At 70.4% G+C, this 17688-nt stretch carries 16 protein-coding genes; 11 read left to right on the top strand and 5 right to left on the bottom strand.

Annotated elements, in window-relative coordinates; all coding sequences use genetic code 11:
• Position 1: 1 nt before the first annotated feature.
• The 3 genes from FKO37_RS03850 to FKO37_RS03840 form a co-directional block, all read right to left on the bottom strand.
• Complete coding sequence (locus tag FKO37_RS03850; protein ID WP_037809028.1) at positions 2 to 481, bottom strand: hypothetical protein; 480 nt, start codon at positions 479 to 481, stop codon at positions 2 to 4.
• Positions 482 to 560: 79 nt separating this feature from the next.
• Complete coding sequence (locus tag FKO37_RS03845; protein ID WP_037809029.1) at positions 561 to 1154, bottom strand: hypothetical protein; 594 nt, start codon at positions 1152 to 1154, stop codon at positions 561 to 563.
• Between the two features lie 32 nt (positions 1155 to 1186).
• Positions 1187 to 2731, bottom strand: a complete 1545-nt coding sequence (locus FKO37_RS03840) for a dynamin family protein (RefSeq protein ID WP_037809030.1) — start codon at positions 2729 to 2731, stop codon at positions 1187 to 1189.
• Between the two features lie 166 nt (positions 2732 to 2897).
• On the opposite strand from FKO37_RS03840, the gene FKO37_RS03835 reads away from it, so the two are divergent.
• The 8 genes from FKO37_RS03835 to trmB all read left to right on the top strand — a co-directional run bounded on the left by FKO37_RS03835 (position 2898) and on the right by trmB (position 9950).
• Complete coding sequence (locus tag FKO37_RS03835) at positions 2898 to 4106, top strand: sensor histidine kinase (protein WP_134664411.1); 1209 nt, start codon at positions 2898 to 2900, stop codon at positions 4104 to 4106.
• Complete coding sequence (locus FKO37_RS03830) at positions 4103 to 4759, top strand: response regulator transcription factor (RefSeq protein ID WP_009085178.1); 657 nt, start codon at positions 4103 to 4105, stop codon at positions 4757 to 4759. The genes FKO37_RS03835 and FKO37_RS03830 overlap by 4 nt, the downstream gene beginning before the upstream one ends.
• Positions 4760 to 4994: 235 nt before the next feature.
• Positions 4995 to 5930: an ABC transporter ATP-binding protein gene (locus FKO37_RS03825; RefSeq protein WP_238603745.1), complete on the top strand. Its 936-nt coding sequence runs from the start codon at positions 4995 to 4997 to the stop codon at positions 5928 to 5930.
• A gap of 28 nt (positions 5931 to 5958) precedes the next feature.
• The gene (locus tag FKO37_RS03820; protein WP_037809034.1) at positions 5959 to 6705 is read left to right on the top strand and encodes an ABC transporter permease; all 747 of its coding nucleotides are present in this window, start codon (positions 5959 to 5961) and stop codon (positions 6703 to 6705) included.
• 155 nt (positions 6706 to 6860) lie between these two features.
• On the top strand, positions 6861 to 7769 hold the full coding sequence (locus FKO37_RS03815) for an ABC transporter ATP-binding protein (protein WP_238603744.1): 909 nt from the start codon (positions 6861 to 6863) through the stop codon (positions 7767 to 7769).
• Complete coding sequence (locus tag FKO37_RS03810; protein ID WP_043831715.1) at positions 7766 to 8509, top strand: ABC transporter permease; 744 nt, start codon at positions 7766 to 7768, stop codon at positions 8507 to 8509. Before FKO37_RS03815 ends, FKO37_RS03810 begins: the two co-directional genes overlap by 4 nt.
• A 218-nt stretch (positions 8510 to 8727) precedes the next feature.
• Complete coding sequence (locus tag FKO37_RS03805; RefSeq protein ID WP_220507610.1) at positions 8728 to 9222, top strand: hypothetical protein; 495 nt, start codon at positions 8728 to 8730, stop codon at positions 9220 to 9222.
• A 20-nt stretch (positions 9223 to 9242) separates the two neighbouring features.
• Positions 9243 to 9950 (top strand): tRNA (guanosine(46)-N7)-methyltransferase TrmB, encoded by a 708-nt coding sequence (gene trmB, locus FKO37_RS03800; protein WP_078870286.1) that lies wholly within the window; start codon positions 9243 to 9245, stop codon positions 9948 to 9950.
• Positions 9951 to 10747: 797 nt separating this feature from the next.
• Here the strand turns inward: trmB and FKO37_RS03795 are convergent.
• Together FKO37_RS03795 and FKO37_RS03790 are read right to left on the bottom strand one after the other, a co-directional pair.
• The gene (locus FKO37_RS03795; protein WP_238603743.1) at positions 10748 to 13018 is read right to left on the bottom strand and encodes an FtsX-like permease family protein; all 2271 of its coding nucleotides are present in this window, start codon (positions 13016 to 13018) and stop codon (positions 10748 to 10750) included.
• Positions 13015 to 13710 carry an ABC transporter ATP-binding protein gene (locus FKO37_RS03790; protein WP_037809043.1) on the bottom strand — a complete coding sequence of 232 codons (696 nt, stop codon included), beginning with the start codon at positions 13708 to 13710 and terminating at the stop codon, positions 13015 to 13017. Before FKO37_RS03790 ends, FKO37_RS03795 begins: the two co-directional genes overlap by 4 nt.
• A 187-nt stretch (positions 13711 to 13897) precedes the next feature.
• On the opposite strand from FKO37_RS03790, the gene FKO37_RS03785 reads away from it, so the two are divergent.
• From FKO37_RS03785 to FKO37_RS03775, 3 genes are read left to right on the top strand one after another with little or no spacing between them, the layout of a single operon-like run.
• Positions 13898 to 15700, top strand: a complete 1803-nt coding sequence (locus FKO37_RS03785) for a sensor histidine kinase (RefSeq protein WP_037809044.1) — start codon at positions 13898 to 13900, stop codon at positions 15698 to 15700.
• On the top strand, positions 15697 to 16350 hold the full coding sequence (locus FKO37_RS03780; RefSeq protein ID WP_037809045.1) for a response regulator transcription factor: 654 nt from the start codon (positions 15697 to 15699) through the stop codon (positions 16348 to 16350). Before FKO37_RS03785 ends, FKO37_RS03780 begins: the two co-directional genes overlap by 4 nt.
• A 30-nt stretch (positions 16351 to 16380) precedes the next feature.
• Entirely contained in the window at positions 16381 to 17688 is a 1308-nt protein-coding gene (locus FKO37_RS03775) for an amidohydrolase family protein (RefSeq protein WP_238603742.1), read from the top strand.

Raw genomic sequence — 17688 nt, 5'->3', positions numbered from 1 at the left:
ATCATCGCTCAGGCGGCGGTTCGTCGAGCCACGGGCGGCCGTGCGCGGTGAACGCTTCGGCCAACTGCCGGCGCGACAGGTCTGTCTTCTCCCTGGCGATTTCCCGGTCGTTTTCGCCGAGCAGCACGAGCTTGCCGTCGTCGACGAACACGGAGGTGAGGGGAGTGTCGATGCGCCGGCGCCGCTCACGCCGTTCGAGCGTGACGCGCGTGGCGGACACCGTGACGATCAGCCGGTCCCAAGCCCAGAACCAGGCGAACGCGACCCCGAGCAGCAGGCCGACGACGACCGCACCGATCAGCCGCCACGGCTGCGGCACCGAATGCAGCAGCCGGAACGGGCCCTGCACCGGGAACCACGGCAAGGACGTGATCCAGTCGGCGAGCGCCTGCACGCCCCAGCCCAGCAGTGCCCCGGCGACCGGGCAGACCAGCCAGGACCCGCGGCGCACCCACGCCGGTTCGTCGACCACTGTCTCCATGGGGACCATTATTAGACCGAGTGCTCGGTTTATCAAAACAGGGTGCGCGAAACCCCTGGGGCAAGCGTTTGCGCGAGGGTCAGGCGAGTTCGTGGATCAGCGAGCGCATCGCCTGGTCGAGCGCCGGGACGTCCGCCGCCAGCTGGGACGAGACCAGCAGCTGGTGCTCAGCTGTCCGCAGCCACACCCGGCCCGCGACCGGGATCTCCAGCACTGACAGCCGGAACGGCCGCGCGCGGCGGCCCAGCTCGACCTCGGTTTCGCGGACGAGCCGGCCGATCCGTTCGCTCGCGAGGATCTGGCGACGGTGGAAGCCGGACGAGACCGGGCGGCGGGCCGCGGCGAAGTGTTCGGCGGCGGCCGGGGCGAAGTGCTGGGCCGCGAGGTCGATCGCCGAACCGTCGCCGGGAGCAGGGCTTTTCCGGCGGGTGCGGGCGGAACCGCGCTCGCGGAGGAAGGTCAGCAGGCCGTTCCACCACGGTTCCCACTGCGCCTGCACCGCCGCGCGGTCGAGGGCGGGCGGGACGTGGACCGGGACGGCGGGTTCGACCGGCGGCAGCAGCTGGCCGTCGGCGATCGAGAGCGCGAGCACGTCCCGGAGGAACAACGCCACGTCGACGTCGTGGTCGCTCCCCCAGTTCACCCGCCACGAGGTGGTGTCCTCCAGCCGCACGACATTCAGCCTACGCGTCGCGGACGGGTTGTTTACTGTTCGCGAATCTGTTGCCAGATCAGGAAATAGGCGCGGTGCACGACGTGGGCCACGCGGCTTTGCGCCGGAGTCGCGCCGAACGACGCGAAAGACCGCCACCAGCCGGCGCGTTCCAGCGCGTGTGCCGCCAGCTCCGGCCGCGAAGCACCGGGAAGGCCGAGCTGCGCGCCGAGGTCGGCGTTGCTGCCGACCCGAAGCACCTCTTCCGCCAGGTCTTCCGGCATCTCGACCGCGCCCGAGGCGACGAGCGTCAACGCTTCCAGCAGCCGCAGCTGATGCGCTTCCGGACGGGCCAGCAGCACCTCGATCGCGTCGTGCACGCGCTGCCGTTCGCCCGGGTCGCCGGACGCGTGCGCCAGGGCGGTCACCGACGCCAGCGCGGCCGCGGCCTTGATCCCGTCCGCGCGCGCGGCGAAGACGATCGACAGCCGGCGGCGCACCGCGTCGAGACCGGAGATGTCGAGAAGCTTGCGGCGCAACGCTCCCGCGGTGATCTCCGGTTCCGCGCGGATCGCGTCGACCGCGCAGCGGATTCCGAAGAGATCGAGCTTCTCCAGCAGCCGCAACCGGATTCCGGTCGGGATGTCGCACTCCCAGCTGGTGAAGATGTCGGCCGCGATGAGCATCGTTTCGAGGACGTCGTCGTCGAGCGCGGCGAGCTGGCCGAGCGCTTCGGCGTCGGCGGAGGTGAACCCGCCGGACTCGGCCGATTCGGCGATCAGGCCGATCACCGGCAGCACGTCCGCGACACGCGGCTTCAGCGTCGCGGCCTGCTTCTCGGCGAGCAGTTGCGCGGCCTTCCAGACGTCTCCGCCGGAGCCTTCGACAGTTTCCGCGACGACCGTGTCCGCCTTGTTCAACACGGCGATCGCGTTGACCGGCCCCGCGTCCCGGCTCGCGGTCGCGGCGGTGAACGCGGCCAGCGCCTGCTGATCGTCCGCGCGCACGCCCTGGGTCACCACGTAAAGCACGGCCTCCGCGCCCGCGACGGCGTTGCGCGAGGTGTCGTCGAGGTCGTCGGAACCCTCGTCCTGCTCGGCCGCGCCCAGCAGCTGTTCGGTCCGCGACACCGACGCGGCGTCCAGCGAGCCGAGGCCGGGGGTGTCGATCACCGTCATGTCCTGCAGCACCGCGTTGGTGAGGTAGGCCTCGAGGTGCGAGACCTCGGCGATGTCGACGCCGAGCTCGGCCGGGATCGAACCGTCCGCGGCGAAGGGCAGCACCTGCTTGCGGCCGTCGAGGAACACCACCTCGACCCGGTCGACGGTGCCGTACTGGAACCGCGTCACCAGCCGCGTGCACTCGCCCACGTCGGTGGGTGCGACCAGCCGCCCGATCAACGCGTTGACCAGCGTCGACTTGCCCGATTTGATCCGCCCGGCGACCGCGACCTGCAACGGCGCGCCGAGCCGTCGCAGCACCTCGGCGAACCCGGCGGCGGTGCGCGGGGACACCTGGGACCGCAGCCGGTGGCACAGCTCCGCCACCGACGCGGACAGTGGGCCGGCGAGTCGTCCCCGTTCCGCCGCTGCCGTCACCGCCCCGGCCCCCTTCCGGCTCGTTCGCTCACCCGAGCAGGAATCGTCGCATGCCGGTCATCCTTCGGTCGCACCGAAGGTGCTACCCGGGACCGACGCGGCCGCCCGGGTCGCGACCTACTGTTGAGTCGTGCGACGGCTCAGCCTCTGGATGCGTGCTCACCCGATGGTCGGGGACTCGCTGCTCGCGCTGTTCCTCGCGGCGTTCGACATCCTGGTGTTCGCCACCAACAGCCTCGACCCCGAACTGCCCGGCCCGAAGTGGTACCTCGCGATCCCGATCGACCTCGCCGTGGTCGCGCCGCTGGTCTTCCGCCGCAAACGGCCGGTCCTCGCCGCGTACATCGTGTACGTCATTTCGTACGCGCACGGCGCGCTGGACCTCGGAGTGTCCGGCCTGGCCGCGCTCGCGATCAGCCTCTACTCGGTCCAGGTCTACGTCGGACGCAAACAGGGCCTGCTCTACGGCGGCGCGTTCGTGGTGGCCATGATCGTCACCGCGATCGTCAAGCCCGAGCCGTCGATGCTGGCGCAGCTGGTGTTCAGCGCCTTCACCATCGCCTTCTGCTGGCTGCTCGGCGAATTCATGTACGCCCGCCGCGCCTACCAGCGCGAACTGGAGGCCCGGTTGCATCTGCTGGAGACCGAACGCGACCAGGCCGCGCGCATCGCGGTGGCCGAGGAGCGCGGGCGGATCGCCCGGGAACTGCACGACGTGGTGGCGCATTCGGTGAGCGTGATGGTCGTGCAGGCCGACGGCGCGGCGCTCGCCCTGAAGTCCAATCCGGAGCTGGCCGGACGCGCGCTCGGGACGATCTCCGAAACCGGTCGCGGCGCGCTCGGCGAACTGCGCCGGCTGCTCGACGTGCTGCGCAACGACCGCGGCGACGACGAACCCCGGGTGCCGCAGCCGGACGCGACCGCGCTGGGCGACCTCGCCGAGCGGATGCGCGCCGCGGGCGTCCCGGTCGACCTCGCCCTCGGCGACGGACTGGACGAACTGCCCGCCGGGGTGTCGCTCGGGATCTACCGGATCGTCCAGGAATCGCTCACCAACACGCTCAAGCACGCGGGGGCCGGGGCGAGCGCCGCGGTCCGGGTGCACCGGACCGGCGACCAGGTCGAGGTGCTCGTGCGCGACGACGGCGCGGGCCGGGCGCGGCGGCTGGAACAGGTGGGCGCGAATGGAGCGACCGGGTCGGCGACGGCGGCGACGGTTCGGCAGCCTGCGCCGCGGCTGTCGGTCGCGGGCGGGAACGGGCTGATCGGGATGCGGGAGCGGGCGCACGTGTACGGCGGGACACTGGAGGTGGGCCCCGCCGCCGGCGGTGGCTGGCAGGTGCGAGCGGTGCTGCCGGTTAGGTTGAACTCGTGATCCGAGTGGTGGTCGTCGACGACCAGGAACTGATGCGCGTCGGGTTCCGGATGGTGCTGGGCGCGCAGGCCGACATCGACGTGGTCGGCGAGGCGGGCGACGGCGCGCAAGCCGTGCGGATGGCCGCCGAACTGCGGCCCGACGTCGTCTTGATGGACGTGCGGATGCCGGTGCTCGACGGCGTCGAGGCGACGAAACAGATCGTCGCGGCCGGCACCGCGCGGGTGCTCGTGATGACCACCTTCGACCTCGACGAGTACGTCTACGCCGCGCTGCAGGGCGGTGCGTCCGGCTTCCTGCTCAAGGACACCCAGCCGGACTACCTGGTGTCCGCGCTGCGTTCGGTCGCCGACGGCGACGCGGTGATGTCGCCCTCGGTCACGCGCAGGCTGCTCGACCGGTTCGTCGGCTCGGGCGGTTCGGAAATGCGCGATCCGGCCGAACTCGACGTGCTGACCGACCGCGAACGCGAAGTGCTCGTGCTGATCGCGAAAGGCATGTCGAACGTCGAAATCGCCGAAACCCTGTTCCTTTCCGAAGCTACGGTGAAAACCCACGTCGGGCGGATCCTGTCGAAGCTCGACCTGCGCGACCGCGTGCAGGCGGTCGTCCTCGCGTACGAGACCGGGCTCGCCCGTCCCGGGATCGGCTGAACCGTCCCGTTCGGACACTGTCCACACCGGACCCCGCCGCGGATTTCGCAGCGGGGTCCGCGCGTACGGGGGAAAGTTCAGGGTCGGCTCAGGGGCATCCCCCATCGCGCTCCACCCTGCGACACGATTGAGTACTACTCAGGTCGGGTAGCCGGTTCGATCCACAGGATGACGCGAAAACGGCCGCGCTGAGACAGGATGAATTCCGTTAGCACCGCCGTAGAGGGAGCAGGGGATGATCGAGGCAACAGGTCTCACCAAGCGTTACGGGAGCACGCTCGCGGTGAACAACCTGTCGTTCAGCGTGGCAGCGGGGAAAGTCACCGGATTCCTCGGCCCGAACGGCGCCGGCAAGTCCACGACCATGCGCATGATCCTCGGCCTGGACAACCCGACCGCGGGCCAGGTCCGGATCGGCGGGAAGCTCTACCGCGAGCTGAAGGACCCGCTGCGCACGGTCGGTGCGCTGCTCGACGCGAAATGGGTGCACCCCAACCGCTCCGCGCGGGCCCACCTGCAGTGGATGGCCCGGTCCAACCGGATCCCGGCCGCGCGGGTGGAGGAGGTGCTCGACACCGTCGGCCTCACCAGCGTCGCGGGCAAGCGGGCGGGCGGGTTCTCGCTCGGCATGTCGCAGCGGCTCGGCATCGCCGCCGCGCTCCTCGGCGACCCGGAGGTGCTGCTGTTCGACGAGCCGGTGAACGGCCTCGACCCGGAGGGCATCCTCTGGATCCGCAAGTTCATGCAGCGCCTCGCCGCAGAGGGCCGGACCGTGTTCGTGTCGAGCCACCTGCTTTCGGAGATGGCGCTCACCGCGACCGACCTCGTGGTCATCGGCAAGGGCCAGCTGATCGCGCAGTCCACCACTGAGGAATTCGTGGCGCGGGCCGCGGAAAACACCGTGAAGGTGCGCTCGCCGCAGCTTCCGGCGCTGCGCCAGCAGCTGATCTCCGCCAGCGCACAGGTCACCGATTCCGGCGAAGCGCTCATTGTGTCCGGAATGGACAGTTCGAAGATCGGCGAGATCGCCGCTTCGGCGAACCTTGTGCTGCACGAGCTGAGCCCGCAGACCGGCTCGCTCGAACAAGCCTTCATGCAGATCACCGGCGACTCCGTCGAGTACCACACCGGGCTCGAAGCTGAGGCGCAGCAGGCCGCGGCCATCCGCTGACCACACTCTCGTTGGGAAGAGAAAACTCATGACTTTGCTCGCGGTCGAACGCATCAAGCTCTTCACCACCCGGTCGCCGTGGTGGTGCGCCCTCATCGCCGTCGCGCTCACCGTCGGCTTCGCCGGTCTCATGGCCACCGCGTTGCCGAGCGGGGAAACGATCTCGGTCGCCAACACCCAGGCCGGGCACCAGTTCGGCATCGCGGTGATCATGGTGCTGGCGGCGCTGTCGGTCACCACCGAGTACCGCTTCGGCACGATCCGCACCACGTTCCAGGCGGTGCCGCACCGGGGTTCGGTGCTCGTCGCCAAGGCCACCGTCGTCGCGCTGCTGTCGCTCGTGATCGGCGAGATCGCCGCCTTCGGCGCGTGGGCGCTCGGCTACGCGATCCGCCCGTCGGACTCGGTGGCGCTGCACACCTCCGCGGACTGGATCAACGTCGCGGGAGTCGGCGTCGTGTTCGCCTTCGCCGCGGTCATCGCGGTCGCCGTCGGAACGCTGATCCGGCACAGCGCAGGCGCGCTCTCGCTGCTGCTGATCTACGTGCTGGCGGTGGAAAGCCTCGTGCAGCTGATCCCGACGATCGGCCCGAAGATCCACCAGTGGATGCCGTTCAACGTCGCGGAGCGCTTCCTCGGCGGTTCGGCTTCCTCGCGCGGACCGGGCATGCCGGACGCGGTCCTGTCGCAGTGGGGCTCGCTGGCCTACTTCGCCGGGGTGGCCGTGGTGCTGCTGGCCATCGCGATCGGCGTCGCGAAGAAGCGCGACGCGTAAAGACCCACAGGGGCGTTCGGGCGAGTCAGGCGGGGGCCGGCGGAGCCGAACAAGGGGAAAAAGGGAAAAGGGGAACAAGATCCGGGTCGCCATTCGGGGGGCGGCCCGGATCTTTCCGTTTCGGTAGAGTTCGGTGCCACGAGAAGGGGGGCGGCGTGCTCGAAGCGACTGGACTCACCAAGTCCTACGGCGACACCGTCGCGGTGCGGGACCTGACATTCACCGCGGAGGCCGGTCGCGTCACCGGATTCCTCGGTCCGAACGGGGCAGGCAAATCCACCACGATGCGGCTGTTGCTCGGGCTCGACGCGCCCACCACGGGCACCGCGCACATCGAAGGCAAGCCGTACCGGCAGCTGTCCGATCCGCTGCGGACGGTCGGCGCGCTGCTCGACGCGACATGGCGGCATCCGGGCCGCTCCGCCCGGCAGCACCTGCGCTTCCTGGCCGCGACGAACGGGCTGCCGGACCGGCGTGCCGACGAGGTGCTGGAGCTTGTCGGGCTGTCCGCGGTGGCACGCAAACGCGCGGGCACCTTCTCGCTCGGCATGCTGCAACGGCTCGGCATCGCGAGCGCACTGCTCGGCGACCCGCGGGTGCTGCTGTTCGACGAACCGGTCAACGGCCTCGACCCGGAAGGCGTGCACTGGGTCCGCCAGTTGCTGCACGGGCTCGCCGCGGAAGGCCGCACGGTGTTCGTGTCGAGCCATCTGCTGCCGGAAATGGAGCAGACCGCGCAGGATCTCGTGGTGATCGGCCGCGGCCAGCTGATCTATCAGGGCACGATGGCCGATTTCGTGGAGCGCGCCGGATCGCGCGGGGTCCGGGTGCGCACGCCGCACGCCGACGCGCTGCGCACCGCGCTCACCGAAGCGCGCGCGGTTTTCACCGAGGATTCCGGTGCGTTCCTGGTGTCCGAAATGGACAGTGACGCGATCGGCGAACTCGCTTTCGCCGCGCGCGCCACGCTGCACGAGCTGAGCCCGCTGGCCGGTTCGCTCGAGCACGCCTACCTCGAATTGACCGGCCAGGCGGCCGAATTCACCAGTGGAGGTGCGCGGTGAATGTGCTGCGGGCGGAACGGATCAAGCTTTTCAGCACCCGCGCGCCGTGGTGGTGCGCGCTCATCGCGGTGGCCGCGCCGATCGCGTTCACCGCGTTGTTCCTCGGGCTTTCCGGGGCCGAAATCACCGCGGACGTGAGCAATACCCAGCTCGCCACGAGCACCGGCCGCACGGTCGCGCTAGTGCTCGCGGTGCTCGCCGCGACGGCCGACTTCAACTGGGGCACGCTGCGGCTCACCTTCCAGGCGGTGCCGACGCGGACGCCCGCGCTGCTCGCCAAGGGCGCCGTGGCGTTCGCGACGTGCGCGGCACTGGGCCTGCTCGCCGGCGTCGGCTCGTGGGGCATGGCGCATCTCGTGCGCCCGGACGCCGACCTCAGCCTGCACTCCGGAGCGGACTGGCGCATCGTGTTCGGCCAGATCCTGACCTTCGCGCTCACCGGACTGCTCGGCGTCGGCGTCGGACTGCTGCTGCGCAGTTCCGCGCTGGCCCTGGCGATCGTGCTGGTGTGGACCCAGCTGGTCGAGGGCCTGGTGCTGCTGATCCCCAAGATCGGCAGCGATCTTTACCAGTGGATGCCGTTCTACGCGGCCTCGCAGTTCGCCGGTGGCGATTTCACCAGGACGACGCTGAAACTGTCGCCGCCTTTCGGACCGTGGGGTTATCTCGCGTATTTCGCGGCGATCAGCGTGGTGTTGTTCGCCGCGGGCGTGGCCACCGCGAATCGGCGCGACGCCTGACCTGCACGTGCACATTCCCGATTGCGCGGCAGGCAATCGGATTAAATTCGCGTAAACCGGTGTGGCTTCTCTCACAGGGAGCGGACATACTGTCGGAAAGCCACGGATATTCACAGCAGAGCCCCGTCTCAGCTCTCCGGAGGTGAACCGTGACGGTGGACGTTGATCAGAATCTCGTTTCCCGCGACGCTGCGGTACCAACCCCTCGGCTCGAGCCGATGCTGGACCTCGAATGGTCCCAGGCGATCGAACTGCCTCGGTTCGCGCTGCCCGCGACCCGGCCCGCCGAACTGCGCCAGGCGTGGGTGCACCGCGCGCCCGAGGACGCGGTGCTCGGGCTGTACCGGCGGGCGAGCGGAGCCGACGACGCACTGCCCGCGCCGTGGTGGCTGCGCGCGGTCGCGAGCGGACGGCTCGAATCGCGCGAACTCGGCTTCCGCATCGAAGACCGGGTGGCGCAGCTGCTCGGCAAGCGGATGGGCTGGGAGTTCGTCCCGTGGGCGGCCGACGGCGAATCCGGGTACTGGGAGTTCATGCCGTCCGAACGCGGCAAGTCCGGCCATTCCATCCCGACGACCGTGCTGAACACCGACCGGCACGACGGCTGGATCGACGTGTTGCCCGCGCACTCTGCCCGCGCACCGGAGCCGGTCGCGGTCGCCGGACTCGCCGGACTGCGCTCCCGGCTCGGGGAGTTCGAAGCGGTCCGCTGACGCGCCCGTATGTTGTCCGGGTGGAAAACGAGGACCAGCCACGGCTGCGCAGCGTGGTCAGCTACGTCAAACGCGGCGGGCGGATGACCGTCGGCCAGCAGCGAGCCTGGGAAGAACACTGGCCGCGACTCGGCCGGACGGTGTCGGAGTTGCCTCCCGGACCAGTCGACTTCACGGCATGGTTCGGCCGCGAAGCGCCGGTCATGCTGGAGATCGGTTCCGGCATGGGCGAGACGACATCGCAACTGGCCGCCGCCGCGCCGGAGCTGAACTACGTGGCCGCCGAGGTGTACGACCCCGGGCTCGGGCAGCTGATGCTGCGCGCGGAGAAGCTCGGAGTGACGAACCTGCGGCTCATGCACGGTGACGCGGTGGTCCTGCTGACGTCGCATGTCTCGCCCGACACGCTGTCCGGCGTGCGGCTGTTCTTCCCGGACCCGTGGCCGAAAAAGCGCCACCACAAGCGGCGGATCGTGCAGCCGGAATTCGTGGCACTGATCGCGTCGCGGCTGGCTCCGGGTGGGACGTTCCACATGGCGACGGACTGGGAGCACTACGCGGAGCAGATGCTGGAGGTTTGCTCGGCGGAGCCTGCGCTGCGGAACCGGTACGCCGACGAGCCTGGCGGGTGGGCCCCTCGGCCGGAATGGCGGCCGGTGACGAAGTTCGAACAACGAGCGGACCGGGAGGGGCGGGTTTCGCACGATTTGATCTTTGAGAAGCGCTGATTCGTTGGGAGAGGGCTGGCGGCGGGTTGGTCTTTCGCCTGGGCGCTGCGCTGGGCTCGGGCTGGTCTTTCACCTGGGCGCGGGCGGGGCTCGAGCTGGTCTTTCAGCTGGGTGCCGGGATGGGCTCGGGTCGGTCTTTCTGATGGGCGCGGACGGGGCTGGGCCAGGGCTGGCGAGTCTTGGCGGGGCTGAGGCTGGCGGGGATGGCCGGGTCCAAAGCGCCCCAATGCCACATTGGGTGCGTCGCATGCACCCAATGTGGCGTTCGTTGCGTTGAGCGCACCCAATGCGGCATTGGGGCGGACGGCGAGGCGAAGTTGGCCGCGCGGGCGGAGCTGGCGAACGGCGGCGATGTTGTGAAGCTCCGCTAGACCGCGAAGCGGCGGAACGCGCGGAGTTGGTGAAGCGGCGAAACGGCCCGCGGCGGCGAAGCAGCGATGCACGCGACGCTGGCGAGCATCGGCTGTGCGGTGAAGCGCCCGAGATCGGCGAAGCAGCGAAGCAGGCCGCGCGGGCGAAGCAGCGGAGCAAGCGATGCTGGCAAACGCCCGCTGCATCGCGAAGCACGCGAGGCTGGCGAAGCGGCGAAACGGCCCGCGGCGGTGAAGCGCCCGAGAACCGCGAAGCAGCGAAGCAGGCGAAGTCATCGCGGCAGACGAAGCAAGCCGTAACCAGCCCACCGAGCGAAGCAGCAGGAAAGCGACGAAGGGCCGCCCCCGGGTTCCCATCCCCGGTGACGGCCCTTCGTTTCCTTCACCCCCGGTGCCGCCCCTCCCCCGACGAGGGGCGGCGGCCAGCTATTCGTCGGCCAGTGGCTCCGCTTGCACTCGCTTCAGCGCGGGCGTGCACACCGACGCGCCGAGCAGGGCGACCCCGATGCCCAGCACCACCGGTGCGGCGATCCACGGACTGAACACGACCGAACCCCGTTCCATGGTTGCCATGAACAACCCCAGTCCGACCGCGACGCCCACCACACCGGCGCCGATGGTCGCCACGAGTGCGGGTAAGGCGGCTTCCATTCGCAGCGCACGGGACAGCACTCGCACCGGTGTGCCCGCCGCCATCAGGGCGCCGAACGTTCGTCGGCGGTCCATGACCGATCCCGCCGTCGCGACTGCGGCGCTGCAGCCGGCGAGGATGCCTGCTGCGATGAGGCCGATCACGGTGACCCGCCGCAGGTCGCTGAGCTGCACTTGCTGTCCGTAGAGGTGCTGCTCGCGGCTGCCGATCTCCGCTCCGACCGCGTTGGGCACCAGTGCGGTTCGCACGCTCTCTCGGTCGGTCTCGGCGGTCGGCACGACCAGGGTGACCTGGCTCGGTTTGACCCCGGCCGGCACCGCGGACGGGTCGATCACGTATTCGCCGAAGTTGTTGTGCCGTTCCGGGTGATACGTGCCCAGGTTGACCGCGCCGAGCGGGGTGCCCGTGCTGTCCTCGCCGCCGTACCGCGCGACTCGCAGGTTGTTCGTGTCCAGCTGGTACGGGGCGTACAGGCCAACGCCCGGTTTGCAGTCCTGTTCGGTGATCCCCAGCCGGGTCAGCTTGGCGGCGTCGGCGCAGGTCATGACGTATGCACGCTGCATCGACTGGTAGTTCCCCTCGCCCTGCATCACGTAGACGCTGGCCACCGGGATGACGCGTTCGGACAGTCCCGCCTTCGAGAGCGTGGCGTTGGTTCGCTCGATCGCTTCGGGAGCCCGGTCCGCGGTGACGTCGACGTACAGCGCCGAGTCCACGTACTGGCGTCCGCCGCCGGCGAGGGATTCGATCGACGGCAGCAGGGTGAGCGCCATCGACCCGGTGAACACCGCGAGCACGATCCCGGCCGAGGCGCGGTAGGAGCCCTTCGGGTCGTTGCGCAGCCGACGTCCGGCCAGCAGCGACGACGGCCGCCGCCAGATCCGGACGAACGTGCCGCCGACCGCCGAGGTCACCCACGGTCCGACCACCATCGCCGAGGCGACCACCAGCAGCAGGCCGAACAGCACCAGGTTGCCGCTGCCCCCGCTGCGTGCGCCGAAAACGGTGTAGAAGAAGAACAATCCGGCCGCGGGCAGCGCGAGCAGCCGCCACCAGCGCAACGGCTTCACCGTGTGCCCGCCGGTCGCGAACAGCGGCGTGCGCACGACCCGGCGCAGGCCGAGCACCCCGGCGAGCACCACGAGCAGCGGGACCAGCAGCACGGCGAGCACGGTCAGTCCCACCGGCAGGGCGAAGTCCGAGGCCAGCCAGGTTCCGCCGTCCCACGGCACGAACGTGGCCAACCCGCGCAGTGCCGGGCTCAGCAGCAAGCCGAGCAAGGCCCCGACGCCCGCGGACAGTCCGGTTTCGGCGGCGACCATCGCGGTCACCTGACCAGGGGTCGCACCGGCCAGGCGGATCGCGGCGAGCCGTTGTTCGCGGCGGGCCGCGGTGAGCCGGGCGGACGACGCGACGAGCACCAGGCTCGGCACGAGCAGCACGATGATGCCGACCCAGGACAACACCGTCAGCAGGCCGTCCGGATGCCCCTGCCCGGTCGGGAAGGCCGTGGCCGGGAAAGCGTCCTGGCCAGGCTGGTCCTTGTGCCCGTACGGGCGCATCTCCTGCGGGCTGTGCCCGACGAGCGCGACGAGCTGTTCCGGGTACCGCAGCGCCTCCTCGCCGAACGCGGCGACCGGTTTGCCGAAGCGGTTCCCGAGCTGGTCGGCCGGGGTGGTGTTGAGCAGTTTCCCGAGCGCGGGCGACACGATCGTCTCGCCGGGGCCGGGCAGCTGCGGGATGCCCGGGGGCAAGCGCAGCGAGCCGGCCGGGCCGGTCACCGCGATGTCGACGCGGGCGACCTGCTTGCCCTCGAAGTAGTCCTTGGACGAGTTGACCAGCAGCGCGTTCTGCTGGCCGGAGTCGTAGCGGCCGCTGCTCTGCCACAGCGCCCGCTGCTCGCGCGCCTGGGTGGCGTACGGCAGGGTCGCCAGCAGCAGGACGAGCCCGGTCGCGACGGCGACGCCGACCGCGGTGAGGATCGCCGAGGTGCGGGTCCGCCGGTCGCCGCGCAGGACCCGCAGGGCGAGCTGGAACGGGTTCATGCCGCGAGCCTCGTCGCGATCAGGCCGTCGCGGATCGCTACGGTGCGCGGCATCGATTCGGCGAGTTCCCGGTCATGGGTCACCACGAGCACCGCGGCCCCGGACGCCTGCGCGGCGGCCAGCAGCGCGTCCATCGTCTCGCGGCCGGTGCGGGTGTCGAGCGCGCCGGTCGGCTCGTCGGCGAAGATCACCTTCGGCCGGTGGGTGAGCGCGCGGGCGATCGCCACGCGCTGCGCCTCGCCGCCGGAAAGCTCTCCGGGACGGCGCGCTTCCTTGCCGGCCAAGCCGAGTTTGCCGAGCCATTCCCGTGCCGCGGCAATGGCTTCGCCACGAGTTCCGCCGGCCAGCAGCGACGGAAGTGCGACATTCTCTTCGGCGGTCAGCTCGGACACGAGCATTCCGGACTGGAACACGAAACCGAATTCGGTGCGCCGCAGTTCGCTGCGCCGCTTTTCGCCGAACTGGTCGATCCGCTGTCCCTGCAACCAGATTTCGCCGCTGTCGGCGCGCAGGATGCCCGCCAGCACGTGCAGCAGCGACGTTTTGCCGGAGCCGGACGGGCCGACGATGGCGATCGCCTCGCCCGGCTGGACGTCGATGTCGATTCCGGCCAGCGCGTGCTGCTGCCCGTAGCGCTTCACCAGCCCGCGCCCCGACAACACCGGTCCGGCGCTCCACTGTGGATTCGTCATCCGCCAGCTCTCTCCCTGTCTCCGTCATGCGTCTTCGGCTGCGACGGAAAGCAGCTTCGCGGATCCGGGCGGGTGTCCACTTCGGGCAGACGGCCGGTACCCGCGGGCCCGCCATCGGCCGATCGGCCGATGGCGACGAACCACGTGGCCAAGGTGCGCGAGGCCGCGGATCATCTACCGTCACGGTGTGCCGCACACCCCGCCGTCGAAAACGTTCGCCGCGCGGGCGACCGAACTCGCCCGCCGCCTCGACATGTCCGTGCTCGTGTTGTTCGGCGCGCTGGCGTTCGACCTCGTGTTCGTGACCGACGCGGCACTCGACAACGTGGGCCCGAGGTTCGTCGATCTCGGTCTTTTCCCCGGCATTTTCGTGATGGCGGCGTGCGCGTTCTGGGCCCGCAAACGCGCGGCGGTCGCGGGCGTATTCGGTGCGCTGACGCTGATGTTCTGCACCTTCGCCATCCGCTATCTGCACATCCCGACCTACTCCAGCGTGCTGGCGAACCTCACCATCACCGAGGTCGTGGCCGGGGTAGAAATGGTCTATTTCCTCGCCCGCCGGGCCCGGCCCGGGGTCGCCTTCGCGGTGATCTGCGCGCTGGTGATGGGCGCGCTCACCGCGGTGTTCGGCCGCGAATACGACGGCAGGCTCTACGGCAGCGCCATCGTGCAGGCGCTGCTTTTCGGTTTCCTGTTCCTCGTCGCGGCGGTGCTCACCGGGGTGGTCGGCCGCCCGCGCCGCGAACGGGATCCGGCGACGGCGGAACGCCTGCGCAGCATGCACCGGTTCACCGAACTGGTGCGCGGCCAGTGGCCGTTGATCGGCATGCTCAGCATCGGCGTGCTGATCGAATTCGGCTACACCTACGAAAGCGGCAGCCGCGGGTTCCCGCTGCTGGCCTGCTCGATCGGCGCCGCCGCGGTGACCACCCTGTCGCCGCGCCGGCCACGCGATTCGATCCTGGTGGTGGCCGGGCTTCTGCTGCTTTCCGCGCTCGCGACGCCGTTCCTGCACCCCAGCCACAGCTACCAGCTCCTCGGCGGCATCCCGCCGACGCAGATCGTGGCCGCCTTCGGCGTCGTGGTGAACGTGGTGCGGGCGGTGCCGCTCGCGCGGGCCTGGCCGCGGATCGTGCTGCTGTCCGGCGTGGTCGCGGTCGGCGCGGTGCTGAACTTCAGCCAGTACCGCACCGGACGGCTGCTCACCGACCCGATCACGCTCGGGATGCTCGCCACCGTCGCGGTCCTGCTGCTCGGCATCGCCATCGCGATCGGCCTCTACCTGCGTTCGCGCGATTCCGAGCGCGCGCAGGTGGTGAAATCGGCGGTCACCGACGCGCAGACGTCCGAGCGGATGGCGCTGGCCAGGGAACTGCACGACGTCGTCGCGCACCACGTGACCGGCATCGTCGTGCAGGCGCAGGCCGCGCGGATGATGGGGGAGAAGAACCCGGAGCTCGCGCTGGAGGCGATGGGCCGGATCGAGAACGCGGGCGTCGAGGCGCTCGCCGCGATGCGCCGCCTGGTCCGCAGCATGCGCGGCGACGCACAGGCCGGTTCCGGCGAGTTCAACGAGCAGGCGACCACGGACCTGGCCGCTGACCTGCGCAAACTCGTCGACGCGGGCAACCACGGCATCCCGACGCAGCTGCGGCTCGACCTTCCGGCCGACCTGCCGCACGAGGTCGGCCGGTCCGCGCTGCGGCTGATCCAGGAGTCGCTCACCAACGTCGGCAAGCACGCCTCGGACGCCACCGAGGCGCTCGTGCTGGCCGAGGTCGTCGACGGCGAACTGCACTTGCGGGTGACCGACAACGGCACCGGGCAGACTCACCGTCCGGCGGGCGGGTCGGGCGGATACGGTCTGGTCGGCATGCGCGAACGCGTCGCGTTGCTGCACGGCAGGCTTTCGGCAGGCCGCGAGCCGGACGGCGGCTGGCGGGTCGAGGCGTGGCTGCCGCTCGAGGCGAACGGGGAGACAGACAGGTGATCCGGGTACTGATCGCGGACGACCAGGAAATGGTGCGGATGGGCTTCCGCATGATCCTGGACGCCCAGGACGACATCGAGGTGGTCGCGGACGTGCCGGACGGGATCTCCGCGGTCGCCAAGGCGCGCGAACTGCGCCCGGACGTCTGCCTGCTCGACATCCGCATGCCGGGCCTTGACGGGCTGGAGGTCACCCGCCAGCTGGCCGGCCCGGACGTCGCCGACCCGCTGAAGGTCGTCGTGGTCACCACCTTCGACCTCGACGAATACGTGCACACCGCGCTGCGCAACGGCGCGAGCGGCTTCCTGCTCAAGGACGCCGGACCGGCCCTGCTGATCGAGGCGGTGCGCGCGGCCGACCGCGGCGACGCGCTGGTGTCTCCGCAGATCACCGTGCGGCTGCTGAAGCATTTCGACGGCGGGACCACCGCCAAGCGCGAGGCCCCGGCGCCGTCGGAGCCGCTGACCGCGCGCGAACTGGACGTGGTGAAGGCGGCCGCCCGCGGGCTCACCAACACCGAGATCGGCGCGGAGCTGTTCCTGTCGCTGTCGACGGTCAAGACGCATTTGGCTTCGGTGCAGGGCAAAGTCGGCGCGCGCAACCGAGTGGAAATCGCGGCTTGGGCCTGGCGTAGCGGCGTAGTCGATTAACCGCTACTGGGACGCCCGTACTATCTCGTTATGTCGCGTCGATTCCACGCCCCGGTTGTTCTGCCCGCCGACCCGTCCTGCTCGCTGCTCCGCGACGCCGTCGTCGATGTCGACGACGAGGGCCGGATTTCGTTCGTCGGACCGGCTTCGACCGCGTCGGAGTTCGCCGGCGAGGTGACCCGGCTGACCGGAATCCTGTTGCCGGGATTGGTGAACTCGCACGCGCACAGCCCGATGACGCTGCTGCGCGGCATGGGCGGCGACCTGCCGCTGCTGCGCTGGCTGCGCGAGATCATCTGGCCGACCGAGGCGAAGCTGAAGCCCGCGGACGTGCGCACCGGCATGCTGCTGGGCTCGGTCGAAATGCTCCGGCACGGCGTGACGACCAGCGCGGAAATGTATTTCGAGGGCGAGCAGCTCGTCGACGCGGTGCTCACCACCGGTGGCCGGGTGCTCGTCGCGCCGCCGGTGATCGAACTGCCCGGACTGGACTGGCGCGCGACGCTCGCGGCGATCGACCGGTGGATCGACGCCGACGGGCTGCGGTTCGGTCCCGGCGAGCGGATCGAGCTGGGCTACGGGCCGCATTCGGCGTACATGCTGAACCCGGACGGGCTGCGCGCTACCGCGGAATCCGCGGCGGCCCGGGGGGCGCTGGTGCAGATCCACGTGGCCGAGGCGGCCGCGGAGGACCTGGAGCAGCGCAAGGAGCACGGGTCGGTGCCGAAGCTGCTGGATTCGCTGGGCATGTTCAACGGACGGACGCTGGCGGCGCATTCGGTGCATTTGTCGGACGAGGACATCGCGATCTTCGCCGCCCGCGGCGTCGGGATGGCGCACTGTCCGGGGTCGAACGCGAAGCTGGCTTCGGGGATCGCGCGGATCAAGGATCTGCGGGCGGCCGGGGTCGCGATCGGGCTCGGCACCGACGGTCCGGCGTCCAACGACGACATCGACCTGTGGGAAGAGCTTCAGCTGACCGCGATGCTGGCTCGGCTGGCCAACGACGATTCGACCGTGGTGACCGCGAAGGACGTGTTCCTGATGGCCACCCGCGGCGGTGCCGAAGCGCTCGGCCGCCCCGACCTCGGCGCGCTGGAGCCGGGGCGCTGGGCCGACCTGGTGCACGTCGACCTCGACGACCCGGCCTTCGCCGCCGGTCTCGACGTGCCGGACGAGCAGTTGCTGGCGAACCTCGTGTGGGCGGCCGGGTCGCGCCGGGTGCGCGACGTGTGGGTCGCGGGCGAGCAGGTCGTCGCCGACGCCGAACCGACGCGGGTCGACCGCCGCGAGGTCCAGGCGGCGGTGGCCGACACCGCCGCCCGGCTGCGGGCCTGA

It is taken from the genome of Amycolatopsis sp. Poz14, assembly GCF_006704225.1.
GTDB lineage: Bacteria > Actinomycetota > Actinomycetes > Mycobacteriales > Pseudonocardiaceae > Amycolatopsis > Amycolatopsis nivea.
This window is presented reverse-complemented; position numbering and strand designations above follow the sequence as displayed.

Excerpts from the sequence above, each read along its gene's own strand:
- FKO37_RS03850 (WP_037809028.1), bottom strand. The coding sequence starts at position 481 with ATGGAGACAGTGGTCGACGAACCGGCGTGGGTGCGCCGCGGGTCCTGG.
- FKO37_RS03835 (WP_134664411.1), top strand. The coding sequence starts at position 2,898 with ATGGTCGGGGACTCGCTGCTCGCGCTGTTCCTCGCGGCGTTCGACATC.
- FKO37_RS03825 (WP_238603745.1), top strand. The coding sequence starts at position 4,995 with ATGATCGAGGCAACAGGTCTCACCAAGCGTTACGGGAGCACGCTCGCG.
- FKO37_RS03820 (WP_037809034.1), top strand. The coding sequence starts at position 5,959 with ATGACTTTGCTCGCGGTCGAACGCATCAAGCTCTTCACCACCCGGTCG.
- FKO37_RS03805 (WP_220507610.1), top strand. The coding sequence starts at position 8,728 with ATGCTGGACCTCGAATGGTCCCAGGCGATCGAACTGCCTCGGTTCGCG.
- FKO37_RS03795 (WP_238603743.1), bottom strand. The coding sequence starts at position 13,018 with ATGAACCCGTTCCAGCTCGCCCTGCGGGTCCTGCGCGGCGACCGGCGG.
- FKO37_RS03790 (WP_037809043.1), bottom strand. The coding sequence starts at position 13,710 with ATGACGAATCCACAGTGGAGCGCCGGACCGGTGTTGTCGGGGCGCGGG.
- FKO37_RS03775 (WP_238603742.1), top strand. The coding sequence starts at position 16,381 with ATGTCGCGTCGATTCCACGCCCCGGTTGTTCTGCCCGCCGACCCGTCC.